This is a genomic window from Alicyclobacillus sendaiensis NBRC 100866 (genome assembly GCF_001552675.1).
GTDB classification, from domain to species: Bacteria; Bacillota; Bacilli; order Alicyclobacillales; family Alicyclobacillaceae; genus Alicyclobacillus; species Alicyclobacillus sendaiensis.
The window spans coordinates 1-22,390 of sequence record NZ_BCRQ01000048.1; the positions used below are offsets into that span (position 1 = coordinate 1).

General features: G+C 61.1%; 24 protein-coding genes and 2 riboswitches. Of the genes, 20 read left to right on the forward strand and 4 right to left on the reverse strand.

Going from position 1 to position 22,390, the window contains the following annotated elements:
* Positions 1-25: 25 nt before the first annotated feature.
* Both pabB and AS26_RS09975 read left to right on the forward strand, forming a co-directional pair.
* A complete protein-coding gene (pabB, locus tag AS26_RS09970) occupies positions 26-1,915 on the forward strand; it encodes an aminodeoxychorismate synthase component I (RefSeq protein ID WP_062309062.1) in 1,890 nt (629 codons plus the stop codon).
* 29 nt (positions 1,916-1,944) lie between these two features.
* Complete coding sequence (locus tag AS26_RS09975; protein WP_245629718.1) at positions 1,945-2,847, forward strand: RluA family pseudouridine synthase; 903 nt, start codon at positions 1,945-1,947, stop codon at positions 2,845-2,847.
* A 14-nt stretch (positions 2,848-2,861) separates the two neighbouring features.
* Here AS26_RS09975 and AS26_RS09980 read toward each other — a convergent pair whose 3' ends face one another.
* Positions 2,862-3,266, reverse strand: coding sequence for an acyl-CoA thioesterase (locus tag AS26_RS09980; protein ID WP_062309066.1), 405 nt, complete (start codon positions 3,264-3,266; stop codon positions 2,862-2,864).
* A 96-nt stretch (positions 3,267-3,362) separates the two neighbouring features.
* On the opposite strand from AS26_RS09980, the gene AS26_RS09985 reads away from it, so the two are divergent.
* From AS26_RS09985 to AS26_RS14940, 12 genes are all read left to right on the forward strand, one after another.
* Positions 3,363-4,409: a M23 family metallopeptidase gene (locus AS26_RS09985; protein WP_245629715.1), complete on the forward strand. Its 1,047-nt coding sequence runs from the start codon at positions 3,363-3,365 to the stop codon at positions 4,407-4,409.
* A 150-nt stretch (positions 4,410-4,559) separates the two neighbouring features.
* Positions 4,560-5,054 (forward strand): acyl-CoA thioesterase, encoded by a 495-nt coding sequence (locus AS26_RS09990; protein ID WP_062309069.1) that lies wholly within the window; start codon positions 4,560-4,562, stop codon positions 5,052-5,054.
* A gap of 44 nt (positions 5,055-5,098) precedes the next feature.
* On the forward strand, positions 5,099-6,376 hold the full coding sequence (locus tag AS26_RS09995) for an O-antigen ligase family protein (protein ID WP_062309072.1): 1,278 nt from the start codon (positions 5,099-5,101) through the stop codon (positions 6,374-6,376).
* The gene (locus tag AS26_RS10000; protein ID WP_062309074.1) at positions 6,369-8,027 is read left to right on the forward strand and encodes a hypothetical protein; all 1,659 of its coding nucleotides are present in this window, start codon (positions 6,369-6,371) and stop codon (positions 8,025-8,027) included. The genes AS26_RS09995 and AS26_RS10000 overlap by 8 nt, the downstream gene beginning before the upstream one ends.
* Positions 8,024-8,809, forward strand: coding sequence for a hypothetical protein (locus AS26_RS10005; RefSeq protein ID WP_062309076.1), 786 nt, complete (start codon positions 8,024-8,026; stop codon positions 8,807-8,809). The genes AS26_RS10000 and AS26_RS10005 overlap by 4 nt, the downstream gene beginning before the upstream one ends.
* Positions 8,810-8,843: 34 nt before the next feature.
* Positions 8,844-8,976, forward strand: a riboswitch (cyclic di-AMP (ydaO/yuaA leader).
* A gap of 57 nt (positions 8,977-9,033) precedes the next feature.
* Positions 9,034-9,168, forward strand: coding sequence for a hypothetical protein (locus tag AS26_RS14860; protein ID WP_281176957.1), 135 nt, complete (start codon positions 9,034-9,036; stop codon positions 9,166-9,168).
* 181 nt (positions 9,169-9,349) lie between these two features.
* A complete protein-coding gene (rplS, locus tag AS26_RS10010; RefSeq protein WP_062309078.1) occupies positions 9,350-9,694 on the forward strand; it encodes a 50S ribosomal protein L19 in 345 nt (114 codons plus the stop codon).
* 69 nt (positions 9,695-9,763) lie between these two features.
* Positions 9,764-10,642 carry a ribosome biogenesis GTPase YlqF gene (gene ylqF / locus AS26_RS10015; RefSeq protein WP_245629716.1) on the forward strand — a complete coding sequence of 293 codons (879 nt, stop codon included), beginning with the start codon at positions 9,764-9,766 and terminating at the stop codon, positions 10,640-10,642.
* Positions 10,643-10,726: 84 nt separating this feature from the next.
* On the forward strand, positions 10,727-11,377 hold the full coding sequence (gene rnhB / locus AS26_RS10020; RefSeq protein WP_062309082.1) for a ribonuclease HII: 651 nt from the start codon (positions 10,727-10,729) through the stop codon (positions 11,375-11,377).
* Positions 11,367-12,458 (forward strand): hypothetical protein, encoded by a 1,092-nt coding sequence (locus AS26_RS10025; RefSeq protein ID WP_062309084.1) that lies wholly within the window; start codon positions 11,367-11,369, stop codon positions 12,456-12,458. Before rnhB ends, AS26_RS10025 begins: the two co-directional genes overlap by 11 nt.
* The gene (locus tag AS26_RS10030; protein WP_062309086.1) at positions 12,445-12,702 is read left to right on the forward strand and encodes an EscU/YscU/HrcU family type III secretion system export apparatus switch protein; all 258 of its coding nucleotides are present in this window, start codon (positions 12,445-12,447) and stop codon (positions 12,700-12,702) included. The genes AS26_RS10025 and AS26_RS10030 overlap by 14 nt, the downstream gene beginning before the upstream one ends.
* 7 nt (positions 12,703-12,709) lie before the next feature.
* Positions 12,710-13,072: a YraN family protein gene (locus tag AS26_RS14940; protein ID WP_083516061.1), complete on the forward strand. Its 363-nt coding sequence runs from the start codon at positions 12,710-12,712 to the stop codon at positions 13,070-13,072.
* On the opposite strand, the gene AS26_RS10035 is transcribed toward AS26_RS14940, so the two are convergent.
* Together AS26_RS10035 and AS26_RS10040 are read right to left on the reverse strand one after the other, a co-directional pair.
* The gene (locus AS26_RS10035; RefSeq protein WP_062309088.1) at positions 12,953-13,735 is read right to left on the reverse strand and encodes a polysaccharide deacetylase family protein; all 783 of its coding nucleotides are present in this window, start codon (positions 13,733-13,735) and stop codon (positions 12,953-12,955) included. The two genes, AS26_RS14940 and AS26_RS10035, sit on opposite strands and share 120 nt — an antisense overlap.
* Before the next feature lie 80 nt (positions 13,736-13,815).
* Positions 13,816-15,276, reverse strand: a complete 1,461-nt coding sequence (locus AS26_RS10040; RefSeq protein ID WP_062309091.1) for an ATP-binding protein — start codon at positions 15,274-15,276, stop codon at positions 13,816-13,818.
* A 128-nt stretch (positions 15,277-15,404) separates the two neighbouring features.
* On the opposite strand from AS26_RS10040, the gene AS26_RS10045 reads away from it, so the two are divergent.
* The 6 genes from AS26_RS10045 to AS26_RS10070 all read left to right on the forward strand — a co-directional run bounded on the left by AS26_RS10045 (position 15,405) and on the right by AS26_RS10070 (position 21,252).
* The gene (locus AS26_RS10045) at positions 15,405-15,785 is read left to right on the forward strand and encodes a hypothetical protein (protein WP_062309093.1); all 381 of its coding nucleotides are present in this window, start codon (positions 15,405-15,407) and stop codon (positions 15,783-15,785) included.
* A 187-nt stretch (positions 15,786-15,972) separates the two neighbouring features.
* Positions 15,973-17,127, forward strand: a complete 1,155-nt coding sequence (gene sucC / locus AS26_RS10050) for an ADP-forming succinate--CoA ligase subunit beta (RefSeq protein ID WP_062309096.1) — start codon at positions 15,973-15,975, stop codon at positions 17,125-17,127.
* Between the two features lie 15 nt (positions 17,128-17,142).
* Positions 17,143-18,042 (forward strand): succinate--CoA ligase subunit alpha, encoded by a 900-nt coding sequence (gene sucD / locus AS26_RS10055; RefSeq protein ID WP_062309098.1) that lies wholly within the window; start codon positions 17,143-17,145, stop codon positions 18,040-18,042.
* A gap of 126 nt (positions 18,043-18,168) precedes the next feature.
* Positions 18,169-19,266: a DNA-processing protein DprA gene (gene dprA, locus AS26_RS10060; RefSeq protein WP_062309100.1), complete on the forward strand. Its 1,098-nt coding sequence runs from the start codon at positions 18,169-18,171 to the stop codon at positions 19,264-19,266.
* Positions 19,267-19,337: 71 nt separating this feature from the next.
* On the forward strand, positions 19,338-20,249 hold the full coding sequence (locus tag AS26_RS10065) for a L,D-transpeptidase family protein (RefSeq protein WP_245629717.1): 912 nt from the start codon (positions 19,338-19,340) through the stop codon (positions 20,247-20,249).
* Positions 20,250-20,316: 67 nt separating this feature from the next.
* Positions 20,317-20,458, forward strand: a riboswitch (cyclic di-AMP (ydaO/yuaA leader).
* Positions 20,459-20,463: 5 nt separating this feature from the next.
* Positions 20,464-21,252 (forward strand): cell wall hydrolase, encoded by a 789-nt coding sequence (locus AS26_RS10070; protein WP_062309111.1) that lies wholly within the window; start codon positions 20,464-20,466, stop codon positions 21,250-21,252.
* A 106-nt stretch (positions 21,253-21,358) separates the two neighbouring features.
* On the opposite strand, the gene AS26_RS10075 is transcribed toward AS26_RS10070, so the two are convergent.
* Entirely contained in the window at positions 21,359-22,246 is an 888-nt protein-coding gene (locus AS26_RS10075) for an MYG1 family protein (protein ID WP_062309103.1), read from the reverse strand.
* Positions 22,247-22,390 lie beyond the last annotated feature (144 nt).

Below are 22,390 nucleotides of genomic sequence, written 5' to 3' on the forward strand. Positions count from 1 at the left end.
TTTTGGTTGATCGAGGTGTCCGCGGATGCAAGAGAACATCAAGGTCGTGTGCGATTTTGCTTTGAGGGACGGGGAGGCTCCACGCCGACTTGTCTTCCGGAACCCGAGCCACGTGTGGTGTGTGACGGACGTCGACGATGTGATCGCCGCGATGGATGCCGCTGCGGCGCGGTCGAAGCGCGGTGAATGGGTCTGCGGGTTCGTGGCGTACGAAGCTGCGCCCGCCTTCGAACCCCATTTGTGTGTCCACCGCGCAATCGCAGATCTTCCGCTCGCGTGGTTCGCCTCCTTTGACGAACCCGAGGCATGCGAGGATGGCGTCGACGAATCAAGCGTTCCCCTGACGCCCACATCCGAGTGCGGGGCTCGTGTCAATCCCCATCCATCCCTGATGTGGTGGGCTGGCCTCGCACAACCTTATGGGAGGGTGGTCGAAGACATTCGCGCCTCGATCGCCCGCGGTGAAGTATACCAGGTGAATACCACTGGCCGCCTCACCTTCCGGGCAGATGGGGCGCCGGAGCAGATGTACGAGGCCCTTCGTCAGTCTCAGATGGCGACGTACGCATCTTGGCTTCACTTAGAGCCGTGGGACATCGTGTCGGTTTCGCCTGAACTCTTCTATCGGCGCATCGGCAGAAAACTCGTGACCCGTCCAATGAAAGGGACGTCTGCCCGCGCCTCCCGCCGCGAGGACGATCTCGCCGCTCGCGAACACCTGCTGTCTTCGGAGAAGGAGCGGGCCGAGAACGTCATGATCGTCGATCTCTTGCGCAACGACCTAGGGCAAATCGCAGTCCCTGGGACCGTGCAGGTGGACCGGTTGTTCGACGTCGAAGCTTATCCTACCGTCTGGCAAATGACATCGACGATTTCCTGTGTGTTGCGCCGCGAGATCGACACCGTGGACATCTTCCGCGCCCTGTTTCCGTGCGGGTCGGTCACGGGCGCGCCCAAGGTCGCTGCGATGCGGGCGATTGCAGCGCTGGAGCGACTGCCGCGCGGGGTGTACTGTGGTGCCATCGGGCTTTGGACGCCTGACGACAGAGAGGTGTGGAGTGTTGCCATTCGAACGCTCGTCGGGCGGCGCGATCGCGCCACGTGGGTGTACGGCACGGGTAGCGGGGTGACGTGGGACGCATCCCCAGACGCAGAGCAAGCCGAGGTCCTTCTCAAAGCGAGCGTGTTGGCGCGGTCCGGAATCGCATCGGTTGTCGAGCTCCTCGAGACCCTCCGGCTAGACCATCAGGACTGGTTCCTCCTCGATGAACATCGGGCCCGCCTCTTGGCGTCGGCTCGAACCCTGGGCATTCCGCTCCAGCGTCGCGCGCTTGACGAGGCGTTGTCCGCCTGCGCCGCCCAGCATCCAGAAGGGGTCTGGCGTGTGCGGATACGCGTGTCGCTGACAGGAGAGGTCAACTGGGAAGCCTCGCCCCTCGACGATTCGCGCTTTGCGGTCACGCTGCAGGACGCCATCAGCCAGGGCGAATGCCACACCTTGGCGATCTCGCCCGAACCCGTTGATCGGAGGTGGATTTGGCTCTACCACAAGACGACGGATCGAGCCTTTTATGATCGCGTGCGCAGCCACGCGCCCGAGGCGTTCGACGTGTTGCTGTACAATGAAGACGGCGAGGTGACCGAGGGGACATTCGGTAATCTCGCGTACGAGCTTGACGGTATCTGGTACACGCCGCCTGTGGAATGCGGTCTGCTACCCGGAACCCTGCGATCTCGCCTGATCCGCCGTGGCGAACTCCGCGAACGCGTGCTTCACTTGACCGAGATCAATCGCGTCACGCGCTGGTGTTGGTTCAACGGACTCCGGGGCGTGATCCCAGCGGTGCTAGCCGGACGGCCCGGACGGGCGTATGACACCGTTCGCGGCATATCGGGCGGCACCGGGCGGCGATGATGTCGAGAGGAGATTCAACGTTGATTGAAATGGTCATCAGCTCATCGGACGACGGCAAGCCCGTTCACAAGTGGCTGCGACTGCTCCTTCCCGGTCTCCCATTGTCTGGCGTGTACAAGAGCATTCGCACGGGGCGCGTCAAGGTCAATGGAAAAAGGGCGAAACAGGATACGCGTCTGCACGAGGGGGACATCGTGCACCTGTACTTCAGCGATGACGATTTCGCGTCGCTTCGGGCCCATCCGGTCGCCAAATACCGGGGTGTGTCGCGCGCCATCGACGTCCTGTACGAAGACGAAGAGATCCTGGCCGTGAACAAACCTGTTGGCGTGCTGACGCATCCGGCGGATGGGGAATATAAGGCGAGCCTCGCGGCGCAAGTCGAAGCCTACGTGTACGATCGCGGCGCACGGGAGAGTGCGTTCCGCGCCGCGCCGGTTCACCGCCTCGATCGCAACACGAGCGGCGTCGTGGTGTTTGCGAAGACGGCGCGGGCTGCCAAAGCTTGGGCCGACGCGTTCCACCGGGGTGAGGTGGAAAAGGAGTACCTGGCTATCGTCGAAGGCGAATGGTCTGGCTGTGGCCGCGTGGCGGTGGACGTTCGGCGCGTCGGCAACGTGACGCGTGTCGTTGAGGACAGTGGAAAACCGAGCGAAACGGCGTACGACGTCATCGCGTCGAGCCGCGGGACGTCCCTAGTCCGGTTGCGCCTATTGACGGGTCGGACGCACCAGATACGCGTCCACATGGCACACCTCGGGCATCCGCTGCTAGCCGATCGGAAGTATGGCGCTCGACCCGTCTCTGGAGAGACCTTTTACCTTCATGCGCGCCGCGTCAAATGGCGCGACATCGACGTCGTGGCGCCCGTGCCTGAGCGCATGGCAGACAAGCTCCGCGCGCTCGGCTACGACCTTCCTCATCTCATCTGAACCTCGGCGCTTCGTCAGGCCCCTGGTGTGGCGAGATCGCGAAGCTGCTCAGGAACGAGCACCGGCCTTCCCGTCTCGGGGGACACCGTCACAAGGACAAACAACGCTTCGCTCACGAGCGCGCCGAACGGCCCCGTGATGCGCTGGCGCATCCGCAGGCTCGTGCGGCCCGCTTGCTCGAGCCACGTCGTGATGGTCAGGCGGTCGTTTTGATGCGCTGCCTGATGGTAGTCGACCTCTGCGCGCGCCACCACCGTCACGGCGCCAAGGCGCTTGAGCGTCTGGTAATCCAGCCCCTGCTGTTCAAACCAATCTTCTCGTCCCCACTCGTAGTACTCCAGATACTTGGCGTTGTTCACATGTCCGTTCACGTCGATTTCCGTGCATCGAACGATGATTTCCAATTGTGTGACATTCATGTCAAAATTCCTCTTTCTCCTTCGCCGTCCCCGGCATACAATCGGCGCGCATGGGGATGGTAAGCCGTAGAAATCCGGATCGAAGGGGTGGAGTGATTGCGCCGCACTCATTCTATCACGCGCCTTCCTCGGTTCACATGTCTGCGGAAGGCCCGCACCTATCTTTGGGTCGCTGTGCTTCTCGCGCTGCCCGTTCAGGTCAACGCATCCGAGAGGTCCAATGCCCATCCTCAGGCTTCGTTGCTTCCCCTCTACAAGAAGTACGGAGCCCAGTACGACGTCGACTGGGCTGTGCTCGCGGCCATCGATCGATATGCGGAACTCACCAAGTCTAAGGACGTGCGGGAGCGCGCTCCTTACTACGGCTACGCCATGGACGATCCGGCCTGGAGCGGTCCATCGAATCCCAACCCACAGGACGTGTTTGCGCCCACTATCGCGCTGTTTGGCGGCCTTGGCCAGGACGCAAACGGCGATCGCCTTGCGCTGCCGTTCGACGCCGAGGACCGCATCAAGTCGCTGGCGCGATTCATCGATGAAGAAGCCGGCGAAGATGAGGACCAGGCTGTCTGGACGCTGTTTCAGGACCCCGTGGCCGTAGAACGAGTCAACGGCTTCGCGCGCATCTTTCACGCCTTTGGCATCGATCCTCAGGGCCACGCGTTTCCGATTGACAAGCGGTACAACTATACCATTAAGCACACGTTTGGGGCCGGTCGCAGCTATGGAGGACGCCGCATCCATGAAGGTGTGGATATCTTTGCGAGTTACGGGACGCCGGTCCTGGCGTGCGCCTACGGATATGTGGAACTCATGGGCTGGAACCGGTATGGCGGTTGGAGGATTGGGATCCGCGACGCGAACAACACGTACTACTACTATGCTCACCTTTCGGCATACGCGAAGTCGCTCCGGCCTGGCGATTTGGTTCGCCCCGGTCAGGTCATCGGTTACGTGGGGTCGACGGGCTACGGACCGCCGGGCACTGCGGGGAAATTTCCGCCGCATCTCCACTTTGGCATGTACAAGGACACGGGTAGACGCGAATGGGCCTTCAATCCGTCGGCGTACTTGCTCCAGTGGCAGCGCCAGCCGCAGCTGGTCGTTCGCAATCCTGTTCGGAATCCTTCGTCGACTTCATGAAAATCGGGTCGAGACCTGTCCTGGGATGTCGACGATGTGATATTGTATAGGACGGAGTGAATCCGGCAGACCAAGGAAACGGGTACCCAGGGGAGGTCCGTACCCGTTTTCTTTTGTGCATCTAGTGGCTTTCAGCAAGGGGGGCGAACCTTGGAACCCAAACCTGCGCGTTTGTCTCGGACGTACATGACCGACTTGGTGCTCCCGCCGGATACCAACCAGTTTGGGACGATCTTTGGCGGGAAAGTGATGGCCTACATCGACAAAATCGCGGCGATCAGCGCCATGCGGCACGCGCGCCAGCGAGTGGTCACCGCGTCCAGCGACAGCTTGGATTTTTTGGCACCCATCCGCGTCGGGCAAGCGATTCACCTCGAGGCGTTCGTGACGTATGCGCACAAAACTTCGATGGAAGTCTTTGTGAAAGTCTTGGCCGAGAACTTGCTGACGGGAGAAACGGTCCTTACGGCGAGATCGTACTTGACCTTCGTCGCCATCGATGAGGAGGGGCGACCTGTGGAGGTCCCGCCCGTTCTTCCCGAAACGGAAGAGGAAAAGGCGCATTACGAATCGGCTCCGCGCCGAAGAGAGCAGAGGCTGGCGCGCCGACAGGCCGCATCGCAAGGAGAGTTCCCAATGCCCTGACGGCAGGGGCTTTGTATCATGGAAGTCAGGTAGGAGTGGGCGATATGCAAAATCGTTTTCTCGGAACGGCGGCTTCTCTGGAGCGCGCGGCGCCCATGCCGTCGCGGCTGGTGGGCAAGCGCGTGGCCAAGGGATGTGTGACATTGCTTGCCGCCTTTCCTCTGGTCGACTATACGCTTCGACAATTCCTGCATCCGCTTGGGGCGATTTGGGACAAGGTTGTGCTCCTCATTCTCGCGCTTGTCGCGCTGAATCGCGTGATGCGCGGGCACCGACCCGATGTGTTCGCCTGGTCGAAATACGCGGGGTGGTACATCGCATATCTGATCGCCTTGCTGTTCGTCGGACTCGGCAGCCCCGGGACATCGTTCGACGGATTCCGGGCCGACGTGTACGACATGCTATTCGGCCTGCTAGTGCCCTTCGTTGTTGAACCCGAGGACGCGCCATACTTCTTGTATGTCGCGGCCGCGTTGGCCATGCTGATTGGTCTGGACGGTGTGCTTCAGTATGTGCTGGCCGTTCCCATTCCTCCTAGTTGGGTGGATGTCGGGGAACACGTGCGCACCCGGGTGTTCTCCGTCCTGAAATCTCCCAACGAGCTCGGCGCCTACATGGAAATGATGGCGCCTCTCATCCTCGGCATGGGCTTCGCAGAAAAAGATCGGGTGCGGAAGATCATCTTCTTCGTAGGGGGCGTCTTCTGCCTCATCACCCTTCTCCTTACATATACGCGGGGCGCTTGGCTGGGGCTCGGCGTCGGCGTCGTGCTCGTCGCCCTCGCGTTTGAGCGCCGGTTGCTCGCCGTGGTCGTGGTGTTGGGGGTCATTGGGTTCTTCCTTCCTCCTATCCATCACCGCATCATGGACCTGTTTTCTCAGGTCTACTACATCAAGGCCTCCCAGGGCGGCAGATTGGTCCGATGGCAACAGGCGTTCGACCAACTCGCAGGTAATCCGTTGTTCGGCGCCGGGTTGGGGCGTTATGGCGGTGCTGTGGCGTCGGACAAAGGGCTGTCCATCTACTCGGACAATTATTACGCCAAGGTGTTGGGTGAGTCGGGGCTCATCGGTCTCGTGCTCTTCTTCGCGCTTCACGTACGCCTTGTGGCTGAAGTTGTGCAGAAGGTGGTGCGTCGCGCCGTCGGCCCCAACCGCGCCATCGCCTTGGGCGGACTCATCGGCGTGATCGCGCTTTTGGTGCACAACGTGGTGGAGAACGTGTTTGAGTATCCGGCCAATTGCCTCAATTACTTCCTCATGGTCGGGTTGCTCATTTTGTGGAGCCGGACCTTCGATGGTCAGGAGGAGAATCATGGCTAAGTCGTCGAAGACCGTCGGATTGTGGATCTGGTACATCTTTTGGGCGTTATTCGCAAATGCGGTCTACGTATGGATTCTGCGCCCCCTCGTCGACGATCTCGCGCTCTACGGCGTGCTCGCTGCCATCGCCGTGATCTTGCTGTGGCTATCGTCGCTCAAGCGGCCCATTCGCCGGCGATGGGTCATTTACACCTTGTTCGCGCTCATGGTGGCGGAAGGGTACAGCACGCTCGCGTTTGCCAGCAAGATCAAACAAGGACTGGTCGCCGTCGCGATGCTTCTCTTGCTGTGGCTCATGGCCGTGATCGTCGGTCGCGTCCGGCCGGTGGCGTCTCTCCTGGGCGGGGCGAGCGTCGTCATCGCGCAGGTGTTTCTTCCGCTCAATGATTGGGCGTTTCTCACGCACTTCAGGGTCTTGCAGGACGCTCAAGTCAACCTGCGGGTTCAGAATTCGCCGGAGGCTCCCTTCGCGGTCATTCCCGTCGCGGGCGGACAAGCTATTATCACCATCGACAGTCACATCCCCACTCTCCAGGAATTGGAACAAAGGGCGATCTCGGCCACGGATTCGCCCGATGCGCTGTACAACGTGTTGCAAACGGCACAAGGGGAGTACGAGATCGTCGAATTGAAATCGGTGGGAGGTCACTTGAAGAAGGTGGTTCCCACTCCCCAGGAGCTGGCGCGCGTGAATCCCTTGGATCTCGTCCGCGCATTTTTTCCGTATGAACTCGCGAATTGGTACGTCGACAACGGCCGCGTGTATGAGTACCTCACTCCGTTTTTGACCGATCAGCAGGCGGTCGAAGCAGCCCTCGATCCGGCGGCCTATCCGGCGAGCTTCCAGGCGATTGCCAATCAAGCAAGTGCGAAGGAGATTGCGAACTGGGACGACTGTCTGGCGGAGCTCGGCGTGAAGCCGGATCGAGCGGGCGTGTACGTGTCGGACGATCGCCTGATGGGCCTGGGTGCTGGCCGAGCATCGGCCGTGACGATGCAGGCCGAGAGCGTCGTCGGCGAAGGGCATTTTACGAGCAGCCGAGACGACCAGATTCTCCTGGTCGGCGACAACTCGTTGCACGTGTACGACGTCAACCTCGGCAGGATCGTCGCGAGCTATCAAGGGTCCGCGGACAATCCGGTGCCGAACGATATTCGGATTGGGCCCCTGGTTGCGGGCGGGCGGGACGCGGTGTTTGTGAACGCCAGCCCGGCGTACATTCTGACGGTGAGCCCGCAGGGCACGTGGCGACGCGTCTACACCGCGCCGAGTCAGTCGTTCCGCTTCGAGACCGTATTGACGGGCGTCAGGCCGTATCCGGAGATTTTGACCAACGATCCGTCCTATGTCCGCAACTCTCCTGTTCGCTACTTTTCGGCGTATCGCTTTGTGCCGAATGCCAACGGTACAGGGCAATTGGTTCGCGTCTGGCGGGTGTTTCGCACGAACGTGGTCAACGTGACGCCGCTTCATTTGGCGGGCGTGCCGAGCGAAGTCTTGGCGCTCGATATTTACGGAACCGGCGACTACTTGGTCATCTCGCCGTGGAACGTTCCGGTCCTCCCAGCAGCGGGTGTCGCGCTTTTGGCCATCATTGTGGGCGGATGGCTGTACCGTCCTCGTCGAGAAGGGGAGGAGGGGTCGCGATGAAGTCGAGGCGGCGAACAGTCCTTGCACTTGCGCTATGCGCAGGGCTCCTTGCGACGGGGTGCACGCCTGGGGTTCAGTCGGTCTCCATCGCCTCGGGGACGGCGACGCAAGTCGTGAGCTCTCATGTGTCGTGGGCACCGCTCATCAGGGCGCTGAACAAGAGCGAGACCGCGTCGATGTATAAACTGCAGACGGCAGTCAACATCCAAAACGGGAATCTGCACACGAGCTTCACCGTGTACGGGACGATTCAACAACCCAACATGGCGAGCATTCAGGTGCACGAAAACAACTTCAACATCGCCTTCTATCAACAGGGGCAGGTCGCGTATCAGCAGGATGGGACCATCTGGTCTCCTGCTCAACCTGTGTCGAATCTGAACGCGTACGAAGGCTACCGCGACATCGTCGAGTACGCGACGGCGCATCACCTGCCGCTCCAGAAGATGAATCGCACGTATGTGGTGGACGAGTACTGCGACGTGTATCGGGTGGTGGTCCCCAATGGCGTCGTTTCACTTCCCGCGTTTCTGGGCGGGGTGCCTGGCGCCTCCTCGGCGGAGTTGGCAACCCATGCGAGCGAGGTCGCGTACGTGTTTTACGTGGGCGAAACGTCAGGATATATTCGGCAAATCCAAACGCAGTCCGTGGGCGTCGTAGATTCTGTCGGATCGCTGATTATGCAGACCACGACCATTTTCCAAGACATCGACAACGCGGAATTGGCGAAAGTCCAGATCCCGGTTTCGCTCGTACAACAACTGGAACAAGGCGTCCAATGATTGCGTGAGCTTTCACGACATGGTATACTGCTTGCATGACCTATCGCTGAGTTCCGTATTGGGAGCGGAGGACCCAAGTGTTTGGGGTGAATCGCAGCGCTTTGCTGCGTAGGGGCTCCTACACCCGAACCCGTCAGCTAACTCCGTAAGCGTTGTAGGAAGGTCAGGCGTTCCAAATCGGAACTTGGCTGAGAGGCAATCTTTCAGTCAAGGAGCTGATCGAAATGGTCATGAAGCCGGAGTTGACGCAGTATGCGCGAGACTTGGAGATTCAGCGCGCGCTGAAGCGCATGGAGCGCGTTGATCAGCGCGGGTCCGCGAAAGGTGCGCGCAAATTGAAGAGGCGAATCGGGGTTTGAATGGTTCTTCGGGCGCCTGCGGGCGCCCGATTTTCGTGGTGCGCGTTTGCCATCCGTTTTCGGGGGCGCCTCGAGAAAAAAGCCTGGCGTTCGTGGATTTGGTGCGCTATAATGGTGCGGGTAATCACAGTGGTCCTCTGTCCATAGAGACACGAACACTGGCTGGGAAGGGAGGTCTACCATGAACTTGCTACGTTCAGTGGTGGAAGACCAACTCCGCAAGGACATTCCGGATTTCCGCCCAGGAGATACGGTGCGGGTTCACGTCAAAGTCCGCGAGGGCGGGCGCGAGCGCATCCAGGTCTTCGAAGGCGTGGTGATTCGGCGCCGAGGGAGCGGCATCAGCGAAACCTACACGGTCCGCAAGGTTTCGTACGGAGTCGGGGTTGAACGGACGTTTCCGGTGCATTCGCCGAAGGTGGACAAGATCGAAGTGGTTCGCCGAGGCAAGGTGCGCCGCGCGAAGCTTCATTATCTTCGCGGGCTGTCCGGCAAGGCGGCGCGGATCGCGGAAGTTCGGCGGTAACACGACAGAAAGCGCAGGAGAGAACCTGCGCTTTTTTCGTGCTCCAGTGGAATGGAAGGTGATAGAACATTGCCTATTCAATGGTTTCCGGGCCATATGGCGAAAGCCAAGCGGCTCATGGCGGAGCAACTCCGCGGCATTGACGTCGTGGTGGAGTTGGCCGACGCGCGGCTGCCCGTCTCCAGCCGGAGCCCAGTTCTCGATGAACTCGCTCGAAACAAGCCAAGGCTTTTGGTCCTGACGCGCGTGGATCTCGCGGATCCTCATTGCACCGAACGGTGGATCGAACGGTTTCAGCGAGAGGGTGTGACGGCTGTTGCCGTGGACGCTAGAACGGGACAAGGATTGCGTGCATTCAAGCGAGCACTCGATACATTGGTCCAGGCCAAGAGGGACCGACTTCGGGCGCGCGGCATCGAGAAGGTCGTCACGCGCGGGATGATCTGTGGTATTCCGAACGTGGGCAAGTCTACATTCGTGAATCAGCTCGCGGGACGTGCCGTGGCCAGGACCGGAAATTTGCCGGGTGTCACCCGGTCCCTGCAGTGGATTCGCGTGGGGCACACGGAGTTGCTCGACACACCCGGCGTGCTCGCGCCGAAGCTTGCGGATGACGAGCAGGGGTTGAAACTCGCCGCCAGTGGAGCTATTAAGGAAGAAATCTTTGAGGCTTCCGAGGTGTGCGCCTACGTGCTTGCCTATCTAAGCGAGCGGTATCCAGACGCACTGACCCGCCGATACGGCCTCCGCGTGGACAAACCCATCGCGTGGACTACCATTCAGGAAGTCTGGCCAGCGGTCGAGCCGTGGTTTGAACAGATTGGTCGGGCCCGCGGGGCACTCGTCGCCGGGGGAGCCATCGACGAGGAGCGCGTTGCCAAGACTGTGATTCACGACTTGCAGGAAGGCCGGCTTGGCCCGGTGACCCTCGAGTGGCCGGAAGATTGATGTCGTCGTTTGGTGTGACTATTCTTCTTTCCGCGATGGCGGCCCGGTTGAAGACGTTGTAGACTAACGCCAAGGAGGCGTGCGATGGATTGGTGGATGACGCGATATCGACTCGATGTGGGGTTGAGCGGCGGTTGTCTGACCGCCGGTGTCGACGAGGTCGGCCGGGGGTGCATTGCGGGCCCGGTGGTCGCAGCGAGTGTCGTTCTTCCCCTGGAACGGGCGACGTATGAGGAATTGAAAGATGTCGTCGATTCGAAGCAGCTGAAGGCGAACGTGCGGGAGGAGCTCGCCGCTCGCATTCGAGCGAAAGCGCTGGCCGTCGGCATCGGACTCGCGAGCCCCGAAGAGATTGATCGGATAAATATCTTGCGAGCGACGCAGCTTGCGATGAAGCGCTCGCTGGATGCGCTGGACGTTCCTGTCGAGCTTGCGCTCGTGGATGGCAACCGCGGATTTCGCCATCGCTTCCCCGTGTTGCCGGTGGTGGATGGAGATGCGCGGTCGCTCATCATCGCCGCGGCGTCCGTCGTCGCGAAGGTCTTCCGAGATCGACTGATGGCCAAGTTGGAAGAAGGATTTCCGGGCTATGGCTTTTCCGAACACGTGGGTTATGCCACGCGGGCCCACATGGAGGCACTGCGGCGCCTTGGACCGTCGGTGGTCCATCGACTTTCGTTCGCGCCTGTGCGGGCTTTGTTGAGCGAGAAGGAGCAGATGAGCTATGGATCCTAGCATCCATCGCATCCCTCCTGCGGACTTGAAGTCCATCGCGCCCGCTGTCGATCGCGCCTCTCCCGCTGGTGCGGACCGGACGGATCGCAGCGCACCTTCGCAAGCCTCGGAGTCGCCATCACCGACAGCCGTCGAGGACTTGGATGCGGCTCTCGATGCGCTGGATCTGGTGCCGTACGAGGTCCTGCGCGATGACGTTCTGTGGACGAGCGAGCGGGGGTGGAGGAGCGCGGTGGTGAACGCTTTGCTTCAGGCGAATGTCGTGGGCGCGTCGGAACAACTCGCTTCTCCGCGCCCGGGCGGATCATCTTCGAGCGGTTCCACATCCTCCGGGATCTCCGATGAAGGCGTATGGCGGTCCGGAACGGCTCCTTCGGCTGCGGCGCCGACGGATGTTTATGGAACTGCGCCCGTCACTCAAACGTCTTCAAGCGGCGCAATGCCGGGGCAGGCTGCGTCTCCGGGACACGCGCAACCGCCTCAAGCGGAGGTTGGGGATGCGCGAATTCTCGCCACGTCCGTGAGGCACCTGTGGTCCGTGATGCGAGAGCTCGCGCAGGCGGCGGATGGCCCTTCCACGCTTCGCTTGCGCGAGAACCCTTCGTCGCCGCTCGTCGCGTTCGGTTCCATGGGGCGCGAATGGATTGCACAAGCTTTCGCGCCTGCGGAGCAGAAGCGCCTTCTGCAGTGGGTGATGCTCGACCGCCTCGTCGCGTCGGTCGCCCCCCATCCTTTTGATCGGCGAGGAGCGGGGTTGTTCGTCATTTCTGGTGGCGCGCGTCGCGATCATCCGGTGGCTGTTCGCTGGCGCGCGGAACGGCGGACGCGGATGGGCGCCCGGGGGAAGCTCGTCCATCGGCTCCGCCTCGATCTGGAGCTCAGCGGCCATCCGTTGGTTTGTGTTCTCACGGCGCAGAGACCCGCCCTGCACGTCCACATCACCTGTTCTCAGGATGCGCCGTTCGTTGCGTACCTGCGGGCTGCTCGGCCGGCACTCACTCCAGCGCTTCAGGCGTGTGGCTGGGAGCTCACGTCCTGGACCGTCGATCACGAGGGAGATGGTCCTGATGCAACGCCATAAGCGAGCGGTCGCCCTTCGCTACGACGCGCAAAAGGATGCGGCTCCTCGTGTGGTGGCGAAAGGCGCTGAGGAGGTGGCGAAGGCCATTGTCCGCACCGCCGAGGAACACCGTGTCCCTGTCGTCGAACAGACGGAACTGGTGGATGCGCTGTTTGCCTTGGAAGTGGATCAGGTCATACCACCCGAATTGTATCAGGCGGTGGCAGAGATCTTAGCCTACCTGTACCGTTTCCGCAGGGCGTGAGCTTGGTATGAGGTCCAATCGGCGCGAACTTGGCACCCTCGGCGAGGCGTTCGTCCGCCAATACCTGGAGCGCTGTCTGGGATGGCGCGTCGTCGATACGAATTGGAAAACGCGCTTCGGAGAATTGGACCTGGTCGCAGAACACGAAGGCGAGCTCGTAGCGGTTGAGGTCAAAACCCGCACGTCTCCTATCGACGGCGACCCCATCTATGCGCTTGGCTCCGTTCAAATTCCCAGGTTGGTCGCGGCTCTAACGGCCTACGCGACGCGCGTCGACGGATGGGCGTCTCTTGCCCTGGACGTCGTCGGCATCACGTGGAAGGACGGCGTCGTCGTCGGCTTTCGGCATGAACGCCTCTATCCGCAGTGAGTCGCTCGCGGGGAGCGTCTTGAAAGTGTATCCATCGCGGCGAAAGTCGCGGATGATGCGTGGCATCGCTTCAACGGTGTAGCGGCTCGACCTGATGCCATCGTGAAACAAGATGATGGAGCCAGGCCGTGTGTGGCGCTCCACCTGGCTGACAATGGCCTTGGCGGATTTGGCCTTCCAGTCCATCGAATCCACGGTCCAAAGCGCGATAGGGTGGCCGAGCTTGTGCACACCGTCGATCTCCTGCGCATCGATGGATCCGTACGGGGGCCTGTAGTACAGCGGCTTTGTACCGCAGGCTTTCACCACGGCGACGTCGGTCTTCTGGATATCGAGGAGGACCTCGTCAAGCGTCCGCTTTTTGGAATTCAAATGGGCGAAGCCGTGATTTCCAATTTCGTGGCCTTCGCGCTGAATTCGGCGCACGATATCCGGGAACTGCTCGCATCGATAGCCGACCACAAAGAATGTCGCGGAGATGTGTTGACTGCGCAGGATGTCCAGGAGCTTGGGCGTGTAGCGTTGGCTCGGGCCGTCGTCGAAGGTCAGGTAGACCACCTTGGCCGGTTTTGACGGCGCAGCGTAAGCCACAGGCGCCGAGAAGGTTGCGATTGCAGCAGCGGCCAGCCAACCCATTGCGGTCGACCGGATTCGGCGCGACACATACCATCCCTCCCTCCTCGCCATCAGACCCCGGTGCTTATAACTTGCTTCAAACACGGCTTCGTATGCCCGGATTTCGATCATGGGACGGCGTGCCTCATCGGAGACAGCGAACCGGGGCGCCGCCACGCGATGGCTTCTTCCACGTGAGGGGCCAAGGCCTCGTCTCGCCCCTCAAGCGCGGCAATCGTCGTCGCAAGTTTCTCCACTTTCGCGCGATCCCTCTCGGAGGCGTGAAGCCTGTCGCACGCGCGCTGCAAGGCTCGATTCGCCTCGTTCGAAAGGGCGGACGTCCTGCGCGAGGAGGACGCGAGCAGCGCTCTCGCTTCCTGAACCTTCTGGATCCAGGATTCGAGTGGCGTGCTGTCCCGTTCATGGCTTGTGGTGCGATTCACGTGGTGCACCACGTCGATGCGGTCCAGAATGGGCCCAGGGCATCGGGTCCAGTACCTGCGAACGTCCACATCCGTGCACGTGCAATCTCCGTACCCTCGATACCTACACGGGCAAGGGTTGGCCGTCGCGATGAGTTGAAATGCGGCGGGAAACAGCGTCGGCTTGCCATTCACCACACACTCCACGCTCCCCCTATCCAACGGCTCTCTCAGGGCGTTTAACGACGCGTGGGAGAATTCGAGCATTTCGTCCAGCAGCAGAACACCGCGGTGCGCGAGCGTGACTTCCCCTGGCGTTCCCCATCGGCTCCCGCCGAGCATCGCTCGGGGCGAAACGGCATGGTGAGGACGCCTCACGGGAGGCCGGAAAGTGAAGATATAATCGGGATTCGCTATCTCTTGCCATGCAGCCACTTCCAAGGCTTCCTCCTCCGCGAGATCCGGGAGAAGCTGGGTGTGCGCCTCGGCCAGCGTCGACTTCCCGACGCCAGGCGATCCGACCATGAGCAGCGTATGGCGGCCGGCTGCGCAGATCGCGAGCAGTCTGTACTCCATGGAATGTCCGCTGAGCGGGGGTATCCAACGGGCGGACTCGCGGAGCGCGATGTTTCGAGCCTGGGCATCCTCCGAGGGCGCCTTGGGCGCTCTCCGTTGAGCCACCACATCCCCTAAGTTGGAAGCTCGCGTGATGTGAAGCATGTTCTCGAGCGGCCACGGAACGCGTTGGTGGGTACTCACGCACAGGGAAGATAGTCCTTCGTCGCGCATGCGCAGCCCGATGGCGCTAAGGCCCGATTGCGGCACGAGTCCGCCGTCGAGCGCGAGTTCCGCGACGAAGACGGTGGCGTCGTGCGGGATGGCAGGCGTGGAAGATGCGCGAAGGATGGCGACGGCGATGGCGAGATCGAGCCACGACCCTTGCTTCTTGAGGCTCGCGGGCTGTAAATTGACGGTGATCCTGCCCTTCGGAAAGGGGAGCCCTGTGTGATGAAACGCGGAGCGGATCCGAGCTTTCGCTTCGCTGACGGAAGAGTCCGGTAGACCCACGATGGTGAAACGAGGAAATCCCGGCCCAACATCGGCCTGGACGCGAACGATTTGAACGTCGGCTCCTTGGCGAATGGCGCCGAGCGCATATCCCAACACGTGGCTTCGCCTCGCTTTCGGAACTTTTCACAACCTACGTATAGCAATTTCTCGGTGCATGAGCCATAATGTAGGGAAGAATCTCGTTCGCATCGTCTAGGGATGGCGAGTTTCAGGAGGGAGCCGTCATGGAGAACCCGAGGAAACGGATCGCGAGAGGGGATGCGGAGGGGCGGCGCGGCCAAGTGATCGACCTTCGCGCGTATCAACGGCGGCGCCATCGGCGACTTCACCGAGACGCGCGCGCGTCGGGTGATGATTACGTCGTTCTCCGAGCAGGCGCCATGGTCTTGGCGGCGGCGTCCTTCGTGTTGGCGGTGCTCGGATTGACGCCGGTTGCGTGGAGGCAAAATGCGCTCGTCGCCAGCCTGTTTGCGGACACGCTTGCGCTTGCTATCGGGGTCATTCTGCACGTGTTGCGGGATCGAGCTGCGATGCGCCTGCTCGGCGCGCTGGTCGGCGTGTTTGCGTTTTCGTACTTGTGCAGTTTGGTCCATTCCGCGCTGTAGATACAATGTCAACAATTTGTCAAGGTTTGCTGAATGCGGTTTCATCGCCTCAACCGGTCAAGACGTTGTCAAACGTGTTGCGAAGTTCTATGCTGATAGGTGGCACAAGGTCGGCAGACGGCATGGCAACGTTTGTCCGGTTTTTTTGTGCGCGGTATCCGTAGGGGGACAAAGGAGGACGGACATCGTGAACATCCACGAGTATCAAGCGAAGGCCATCCTGGCTGAATTCGGCGTCAAAGTCCCACGCGGCAAAGTAGCTTTCACGGTCGAAGAAGCCGTGGAGGCGGCGAAAGAACTCGGTGGCAAAGCTGTGGTGAAGGCTCAAATCCACGCGGGTGGGCGAGGCAAGGCCGGGGGCGTCAAGGTCTCGAAGTCCTTAGAAGAGGTGGAGGCGAACGCCCGGGAACTTCTGGGGAAGCGCCTCGTGACACATCAAACGGGGCCGCAGGGCCGCATTGTGCGGCGATTGCTCATCGAAGAGCTGACCAACATCCAGAAAGAGTACTACATAGGCCTCGTGCTTGACCGCTCTCAGGGGCGCCTGGTGATGATGGCTTCGCAGGAGGGCGGCGTCGAGATCGAAGAAGTGGCTGCACAGCACCCGGAAAAGATTTTTCGCGAGACGATCGATCCGCTGACGGGGCTCACGCCGTTCCAGGCGAACAACCTCGCGTATAAGCTGGAGCTGCCTCAGAATGCGGTGAAGAAAGCCGCTCAGTTCATGATGGCGCTTTACAACGCGTATGTGGCGAAGGATTGCTCCATTGCCGAGATCAATCCGCTCGTCTTGACCGCTGAAGGCGATATCATCGCGTTGGACGCCAAGCTCAACTTCGACGATAACGCGTTGTATCGGCATCCGGAGATCGTGAGTCTGCGCGACGAAGACGAAGAGGATCCGAAGGAAATCGAAGCTTCGAAGTACGGACTCAGCTACATTGCCTTGGATGGCAACATTGGGTGCATGGTGAATGGTGCGGGTCTGGCCATGGCCACGATGGACACCATCAAGTATTACGGCGGGGAACCTGCTAACTTCCTGGACGTCGGCGGTGGCGCGAGCGAAGAGAAGGTGACGGCGGCGTTCAAAATCATTCTCTCCGATCCCAAAGTGAAAGGGATTCTCGTGAATATCTTCGGCGGCATTATGAAATGCGACGTGATCGCGAACGGCGTCGTGGCCGCGGCGAAGCAGGTGGGCTTGGACAAGCCGCTTGTGGTGCGCCTTGAAGGCACGAACGTCGAGGCCGGGAAGAAAATTTTGAATGAATCGGGCCTGAAGTTGGTGGCGGCGGACTCGCTTGCGGACGCTGCTCAAAAGATCGTGGCGCTGGTCTGAGGAGGGACACTCGCGATGAGCATTCTGGTCAACAAGGAAACGCGGGTTATTACGCAGGGCATCACGGGATCTGCGGGTCTGTTTCACACGCAGCAGGCGCTGGCCTATGGCACGAAGGTCGTGGGTGGCACGTCTCCAGGCAAGGGCGGCACGAAGGTAGAGGGATTGCCGGTCTTCAACACGGTGGAAGAAGCTGTGCGCGAGACAGGTGCCAACGCGTCGGTCATTTATGTTCCCCCTGCATTCGCCGCGGACGCGATTATGGAGGCGGTTGCGGCCGGGATCGAGCTTGTCGTGTGTATCACAGAAGGCATTCCCATTCTGGATATGGTCAAGGTCAAGCGGTACATGGAGGGCAAGAAGACCCGGTTGATTGGCCCGAACTGTCCTGGCGTGATCACGCCGAACGAATGTAAGATCGGCATCATGCCCGGATACATCCACACGCCGGGGAAGATTGGCGTCGTGTCTCGCTCGGGAACGCTGACCTATGAGGCCGTCTACCAGCTGACGCAGCTGGGGCTGGGTCAGTCGACGGCCGTGGGCATTGGCGGTGATCCTGTCAACGGGACGAACTTTGTCGACGTGCTGAAGATGTTCAACGACGACCCGGATACGGAAGCCGTGATCATGATTGGCGAGATCGGCGGATCTGCGGAGGAAGAAGCGGCCGAGTGGATTCGGGCGAACATGACCAAGCCCGTGGTCGGCTTTATCGCAGGTGCCACGGCGCCTCCGGGACGGAGAATGGGTCATGCGGGTGCGATTGTGTCCGGGGGTTCCGGCACGGCGCAGTCGAAGATCGAGAAGATGAAGGCTTGCGGCATTCGGGTGGCGCCCACGCCGTCTGAGATGGGCTCGACGCTGTACCAGGTGTTGGAGGAACGCGGTTTGCTCGAGCGCTGCAAGGCGTGAACCTTTCCCCCTGTAGCCCAAAGAGCTCGCTTGGTTTGCCAAGCGAGCTCTTTTTTTCGCCTACGTCATGGACGCCGTGGGCCGGCGCCGGTTACGATGCGGGAAACGGGGCGGGAGGGATGGATTGTGGGCGACGCAGAACTCGAGATCGTATGGTCCATGTGTCCGGGGCTTGCGCCGCGCGCATTGCGGCGGTTGGTGCGGGTATTCGGCGGCATTGGGCCATTTCACGAGGCGCGCGTGGAGGAGTGGGTCGCTTGTGGAGTAGATGCGGCGCAGGCGGATCGGATGGAAGCGTGGCGCCGCTCCCGGCCGTCGGCGGATCGACTCAAGTCGGAGCTCGAACGCCGCGGAATCTTTGTGCTTGCCCGCGGCGATGACGATTATCCAGCCCGCCTTTTCGACCTCCCTGACCCTCCGCTGGCCTTGTTCGTGCGGGGGAGGAGGGACCTCCTGTCACCTGAGCGAGAGGTGTTCGGGGTGGTGGGCACGCGGCGCATGACGAGCTACGGGATGGAGGCGGCGCGGTGGATCGCTGGGGAGATGGGGCGGCGGCGCGCGGTGGTCGTCTCGGGCCTTGCCCTGGGGATTGATGCCACCGCCCATGCTGCGGTGCTTGAGGTGGGCGGCGACACCGTCGGCGTGTTAGGGTGTGGCATCGATCGCGTCTACCCGCCGGCCAACCGGCGATGGTATGAGCAAATCGCGTCCACGGGGACGCTGGTGAGCGAATACCCGCCGAGCACCCCCGTGCGCAAATACCATTTTCCAGAACGGAATCGGTTGATTGCGGCGTTGAGCCAGGCGGTCATCGTCGTCCAGGCGGGGGAGAAGAGCGGCGCGCTGATCACGGCTCAATGCGCGCTGGATCTGGGGCGCGACGTGTACGCCGTTCCCGGCCCCATCACGTCGCGGGCCAGCCGCGGCGTCAACCGGCTGCTTTTCGACGGGGCCATCCCGCTCGTCGATCCGAACGACTTGTTTTCGGGGCAAGCGGACGCCCAAAGCGCTTCGCCGCAAACGATACCTGCTCACCTGGAGCCTTGCTATCGCGCGCTGGAGCGGCATCAGCCCATCCGCGCAGGGGAGCTCGCCGCGGTCGCCCATCTGGATCTCGGGTATGTGTTCGGCGCGCTTCTCGAGATGGAGCTCGCTGCCATGGTGGCACGTCATCCCGACGGGACGTACCACATTCGGCCGAGCGCAGCGGGATCCCCTGCGTGATCCAACCGATGGAATACTTTTTGTTCATCCCATCGTCCATTCTACATGAGGAAGATGGGAGGCTGATGAGGGTGCGAGATCCTCGCCCTGTTTTCGTGCATCTCGCCCGCGGCTTGTTGAGCGCATCGGCCCTCCTTTGCATGTGGCTGTCCGCGCCTGCATGCAAAGGCGCCGCTCTCGCAGGGCTGAACGATCCGCGGCCGTCGAACACAGCCCTCTCCGACCGCTCCGCGCCGCGCGTGTGGACGGTGGGCGATCGCGGCGAGCCCATTTGGGCCTTGCACGTCGCGCTCGCAGAGCTCGGCTACCTTCCGTGTCGGTATCGCGCGGTGATCCCGACGGATCGCCTGTATGCCAAGAATTGGGCGTTGGTCCCAATGGGCTATTGGACCTGGAATTCGCCGGACGTCCCTCTTGACGTGAGACGCGCGTGGGATCCGGACCAGTACACGGAGATCACGAAGGGCGCCGTGATGCAATTTGAAGCCGATCACGGCCTTCGGGTGGACGGCTATACAGGCCCTCGCGTCCGCCGAGCGATTGAGCTCGCGCGCGCGCTTGGCCTGACCGCACGGAATCCGTATCGGACGGTGTTGGTCGACCAAGCCATTCCGGAACGGCTTCGCGTCTGGGAAGATGGGCGAGGCGTGGTCTTTGAAACAGCGTGCAGCACGGGCGTGCCGAACGCCCCCACACAGCCTGGGCTTCACACCATCTTCCTTCGCAACCGAGAACAGACGATGCAGGGGATCGGGCCAAGCGGCCGCCCCTATCGCGTGGAGCACGTGCCTTACGTCAGTTTCTTTTACGGCGAACAGGCCATCCATGGTTTCGAGCGCCCGAGCTACGGGAAGCCACAGAGCGCAGGCTGTGTGGAGCTTCCGATTCAGGCTGCCAAGCGCGTTTGGGATCTGACAGGATACGGCACCTTGGTCGCGATCTCGCCCCTCGGGATACGTGGAAGCGAGTTGGACTATTCGTAAGAACCCACCTCTGATGTCAACAACTTTGGGTTTTCTCCCGGCGCGCCGATTGATATCATGGGCGTCGTCCAAGACCTTGCCGAATCGCGCAGATGCGCGTACGGGGGACTGAGGGCCGCAGGCCTTGGGGTGAATCGCGCCGTCCGGCGCGAAGGGTCACTCGTTGCCCGAACCCGACAACTAACCTCGGAGGCGTAACGAGAGGATGGATGACATGCACATTTCATCGCGGTGGATTGCAGGGTGCGCCACGGCCGTGACGCTCGCGTTCGGGGTGCCGAATGCCTTCGCGTCGACCGTGACGGTCAAGCCGGGACAGTCACTGTGGACCATTGCTCGCGCGCACGGGCTGCCCGTCCAGCTCGTGGAAGCCGCAAATCCGGGTGTCAACCCGCAGAACTTGTCCATCGGCAGCTCTGTCGAGGTTCCCGAAGTGGAAAGCGTCACGGTCAAGCCGGGAGACACGCTGTTTCTCATCGGCAAACGATACGGCGTGTCGACCGCTGAGATGTTAGCTGCGAATCCTGCCGTCAACCCCCTCAATCTGCAGATCGGCTCGACCGTGCGTGTACCGGTTGGCCTGTCTCAGCCGCGTCGCGCCGCACAAGCCCATGTTGCCGCATCCATTCCCGCAACGAGCAGCAATCTGTACTGGTTGGAACACGTCATTCACGCCGAGGCCGACGGTGAGCCGCTTCAGGCGCAGATCGCGGTCGGCGACGTGGTTGTGCATCGGATTCAAGCGGGTGGATACGGGAACACGGTCCAGCAGGTCGTCTTTCAAGTGAGCGACGGCCACTACCAGTTCGAAAGCGTCGCGAACGGCTACATCAATTCTCAGCCCGACGCGGAGAATGTTCAGGCTGCGCTCGACGTCTTGAACGGCGACGACGTGGTGCCGGGAGCTTTGGTGTTTTACAATCCATCGGAAACACCGTCCGGCAGTTGGGTTTGGCAGCAACCTGTAGTTGCCAAGATTGGGCATTTGGTCTTTGCAAAGTGAAGCGTGCGCAAAGCCTCAGGGATGTTGAAGAGAGCCAGAGTCTCGGTGAGCGCCGAACTCTGGCTCTTTTTGGGTGTCTCGCTCGGCAGGCCGGTAGGCGAACGGATCACGGGTTGGAGGGTTCAGCCGCCAGTGCTTCCTCCGCCATCTGCAGAATCCCGTCCAGTGACTCTGCACCGGCAATGAACCGCGCCGGATGGCAAAACACCGCATCTTCCACACCGCACACAGAAACGAGTTCTTCTCCCTCTTTCCCCGCCCATTCGCTCGGCAAAGGTTTTCGCGCTTCGAATGTTCCGGGCCCTTTGGGCACCACCTGAAGGCGATACTGCCCTGTCTTATCCGGGAAAGCCACATACAGCACTTCCCCCGCGGGGTCGATTTCGAGCAGCGTTTCCGTCCAAGGACAGCAGGTCGGCAAGACCAGAAGCGCGGGTTCTTTGCGTGCCGCATAAGCCGCTTTGACGATCTCCGTCGCCTGAAGTCGGCTGATCTCGTGATTCGCGTAGTTCATTAGAATCTGGGTTGCAAAGTCCAAAGCTCGCTCGAAAGCTCGATTCTCGTCTTCCTGTGAGTTCCACGGTGGATTGAAGGAGCCGACGAGTTCCGATATGCCCTTGATCCGCATGTCTCGTTCCAGGTCAATGCCGTTATCGATCGCGTCAATGGCCTGAAACAGCTTGTCGTCGATGTTGCTTAGAACGAGCGCCCGTTCCTCTTCCCCCGTGAGGCCGAGCGCCTCCAGAAACTTACCGCCGAAATCCCGCCAGATGAGTCCTGCCGCGGCGTAGGGAATGCCGTTTGGCCGATGGACCTTTTGCACGCTGTGGTGATCGTACGGGCCGCCGCCGACGTCGACGACGAGATCGCACTGGGCCAACACAGCCTTGTTTCGCGTGCGCACGATGCGGGCGTCTGGATACAGTTTTCGGAGTATCGCGACGGCGAACACTTCATCAGCATGGAACTTTCCATGGTGCGTACCTATTTTCATAAGGATATAAACCACCTTGCCAACGGATGGACGGCGCGATCCGCCTCTGCCTTCACGTTACCATTCACCTAGTGTGCAGCACAACTGGAACTTTCGCGCGATCTGCGGTCGGTCGGATCGCGTGTGCCGGACCGTTCGACAGGT

Bases quoted from the DNA above. Each gene is read 5' to 3' on its own strand.
- AS26_RS10030 (WP_062309086.1), top strand. From the start codon at position 12,445: ATGCAACGCCATAAGCGAGCGGTCGCCCTTCGCTACGACGCGCAAAAG.
- AS26_RS10070 (WP_062309111.1), top strand. From the start codon at position 20,464: ATGCACATTTCATCGCGGTGGATTGCAGGGTGCGCCACGGCCGTGACG.
- AS26_RS10075 (WP_062309103.1), bottom strand. From the start codon at position 22,246: ATGAAAATAGGTACGCACCATGGAAAGTTCCATGCTGATGAAGTGTTC.
- sucD (WP_062309098.1), top strand. From the start codon at position 17,143: ATGAGCATTCTGGTCAACAAGGAAACGCGGGTTATTACGCAGGGCATC.
- rplS (WP_062309078.1), top strand. From the start codon at position 9,350: ATGAACTTGCTACGTTCAGTGGTGGAAGACCAACTCCGCAAGGACATT.
- AS26_RS09980 (WP_062309066.1), bottom strand. From the start codon at position 3,266: ATGAATGTCACACAATTGGAAATCATCGTTCGATGCACGGAAATCGAC.
- AS26_RS10000 (WP_062309074.1), top strand. From the start codon at position 6,369: ATGGCTAAGTCGTCGAAGACCGTCGGATTGTGGATCTGGTACATCTTT.
- AS26_RS10025 (WP_062309084.1), top strand. From the start codon at position 11,367: ATGGATCCTAGCATCCATCGCATCCCTCCTGCGGACTTGAAGTCCATC.
- AS26_RS10045 (WP_062309093.1), top strand. From the start codon at position 15,405: ATGGAGAACCCGAGGAAACGGATCGCGAGAGGGGATGCGGAGGGGCGG.
- pabB (WP_062309062.1), top strand. From the start codon at position 26: ATGCAAGAGAACATCAAGGTCGTGTGCGATTTTGCTTTGAGGGACGGG.
- rnhB (WP_062309082.1), top strand. From the start codon at position 10,727: ATGGATTGGTGGATGACGCGATATCGACTCGATGTGGGGTTGAGCGGC.
- AS26_RS09975 (WP_245629718.1), top strand. From the start codon at position 1,945: ATGGTCATCAGCTCATCGGACGACGGCAAGCCCGTTCACAAGTGGCTG.
- AS26_RS14860 (WP_281176957.1), top strand. From the start codon at position 9,034: ATGGTCATGAAGCCGGAGTTGACGCAGTATGCGCGAGACTTGGAGATT.
- AS26_RS10005 (WP_062309076.1), top strand. From the start codon at position 8,024: ATGAAGTCGAGGCGGCGAACAGTCCTTGCACTTGCGCTATGCGCAGGG.
- AS26_RS09995 (WP_062309072.1), top strand. From the start codon at position 5,099: ATGCAAAATCGTTTTCTCGGAACGGCGGCTTCTCTGGAGCGCGCGGCG.
- AS26_RS14940 (WP_083516061.1), top strand. From the start codon at position 12,710: ATGAGGTCCAATCGGCGCGAACTTGGCACCCTCGGCGAGGCGTTCGTC.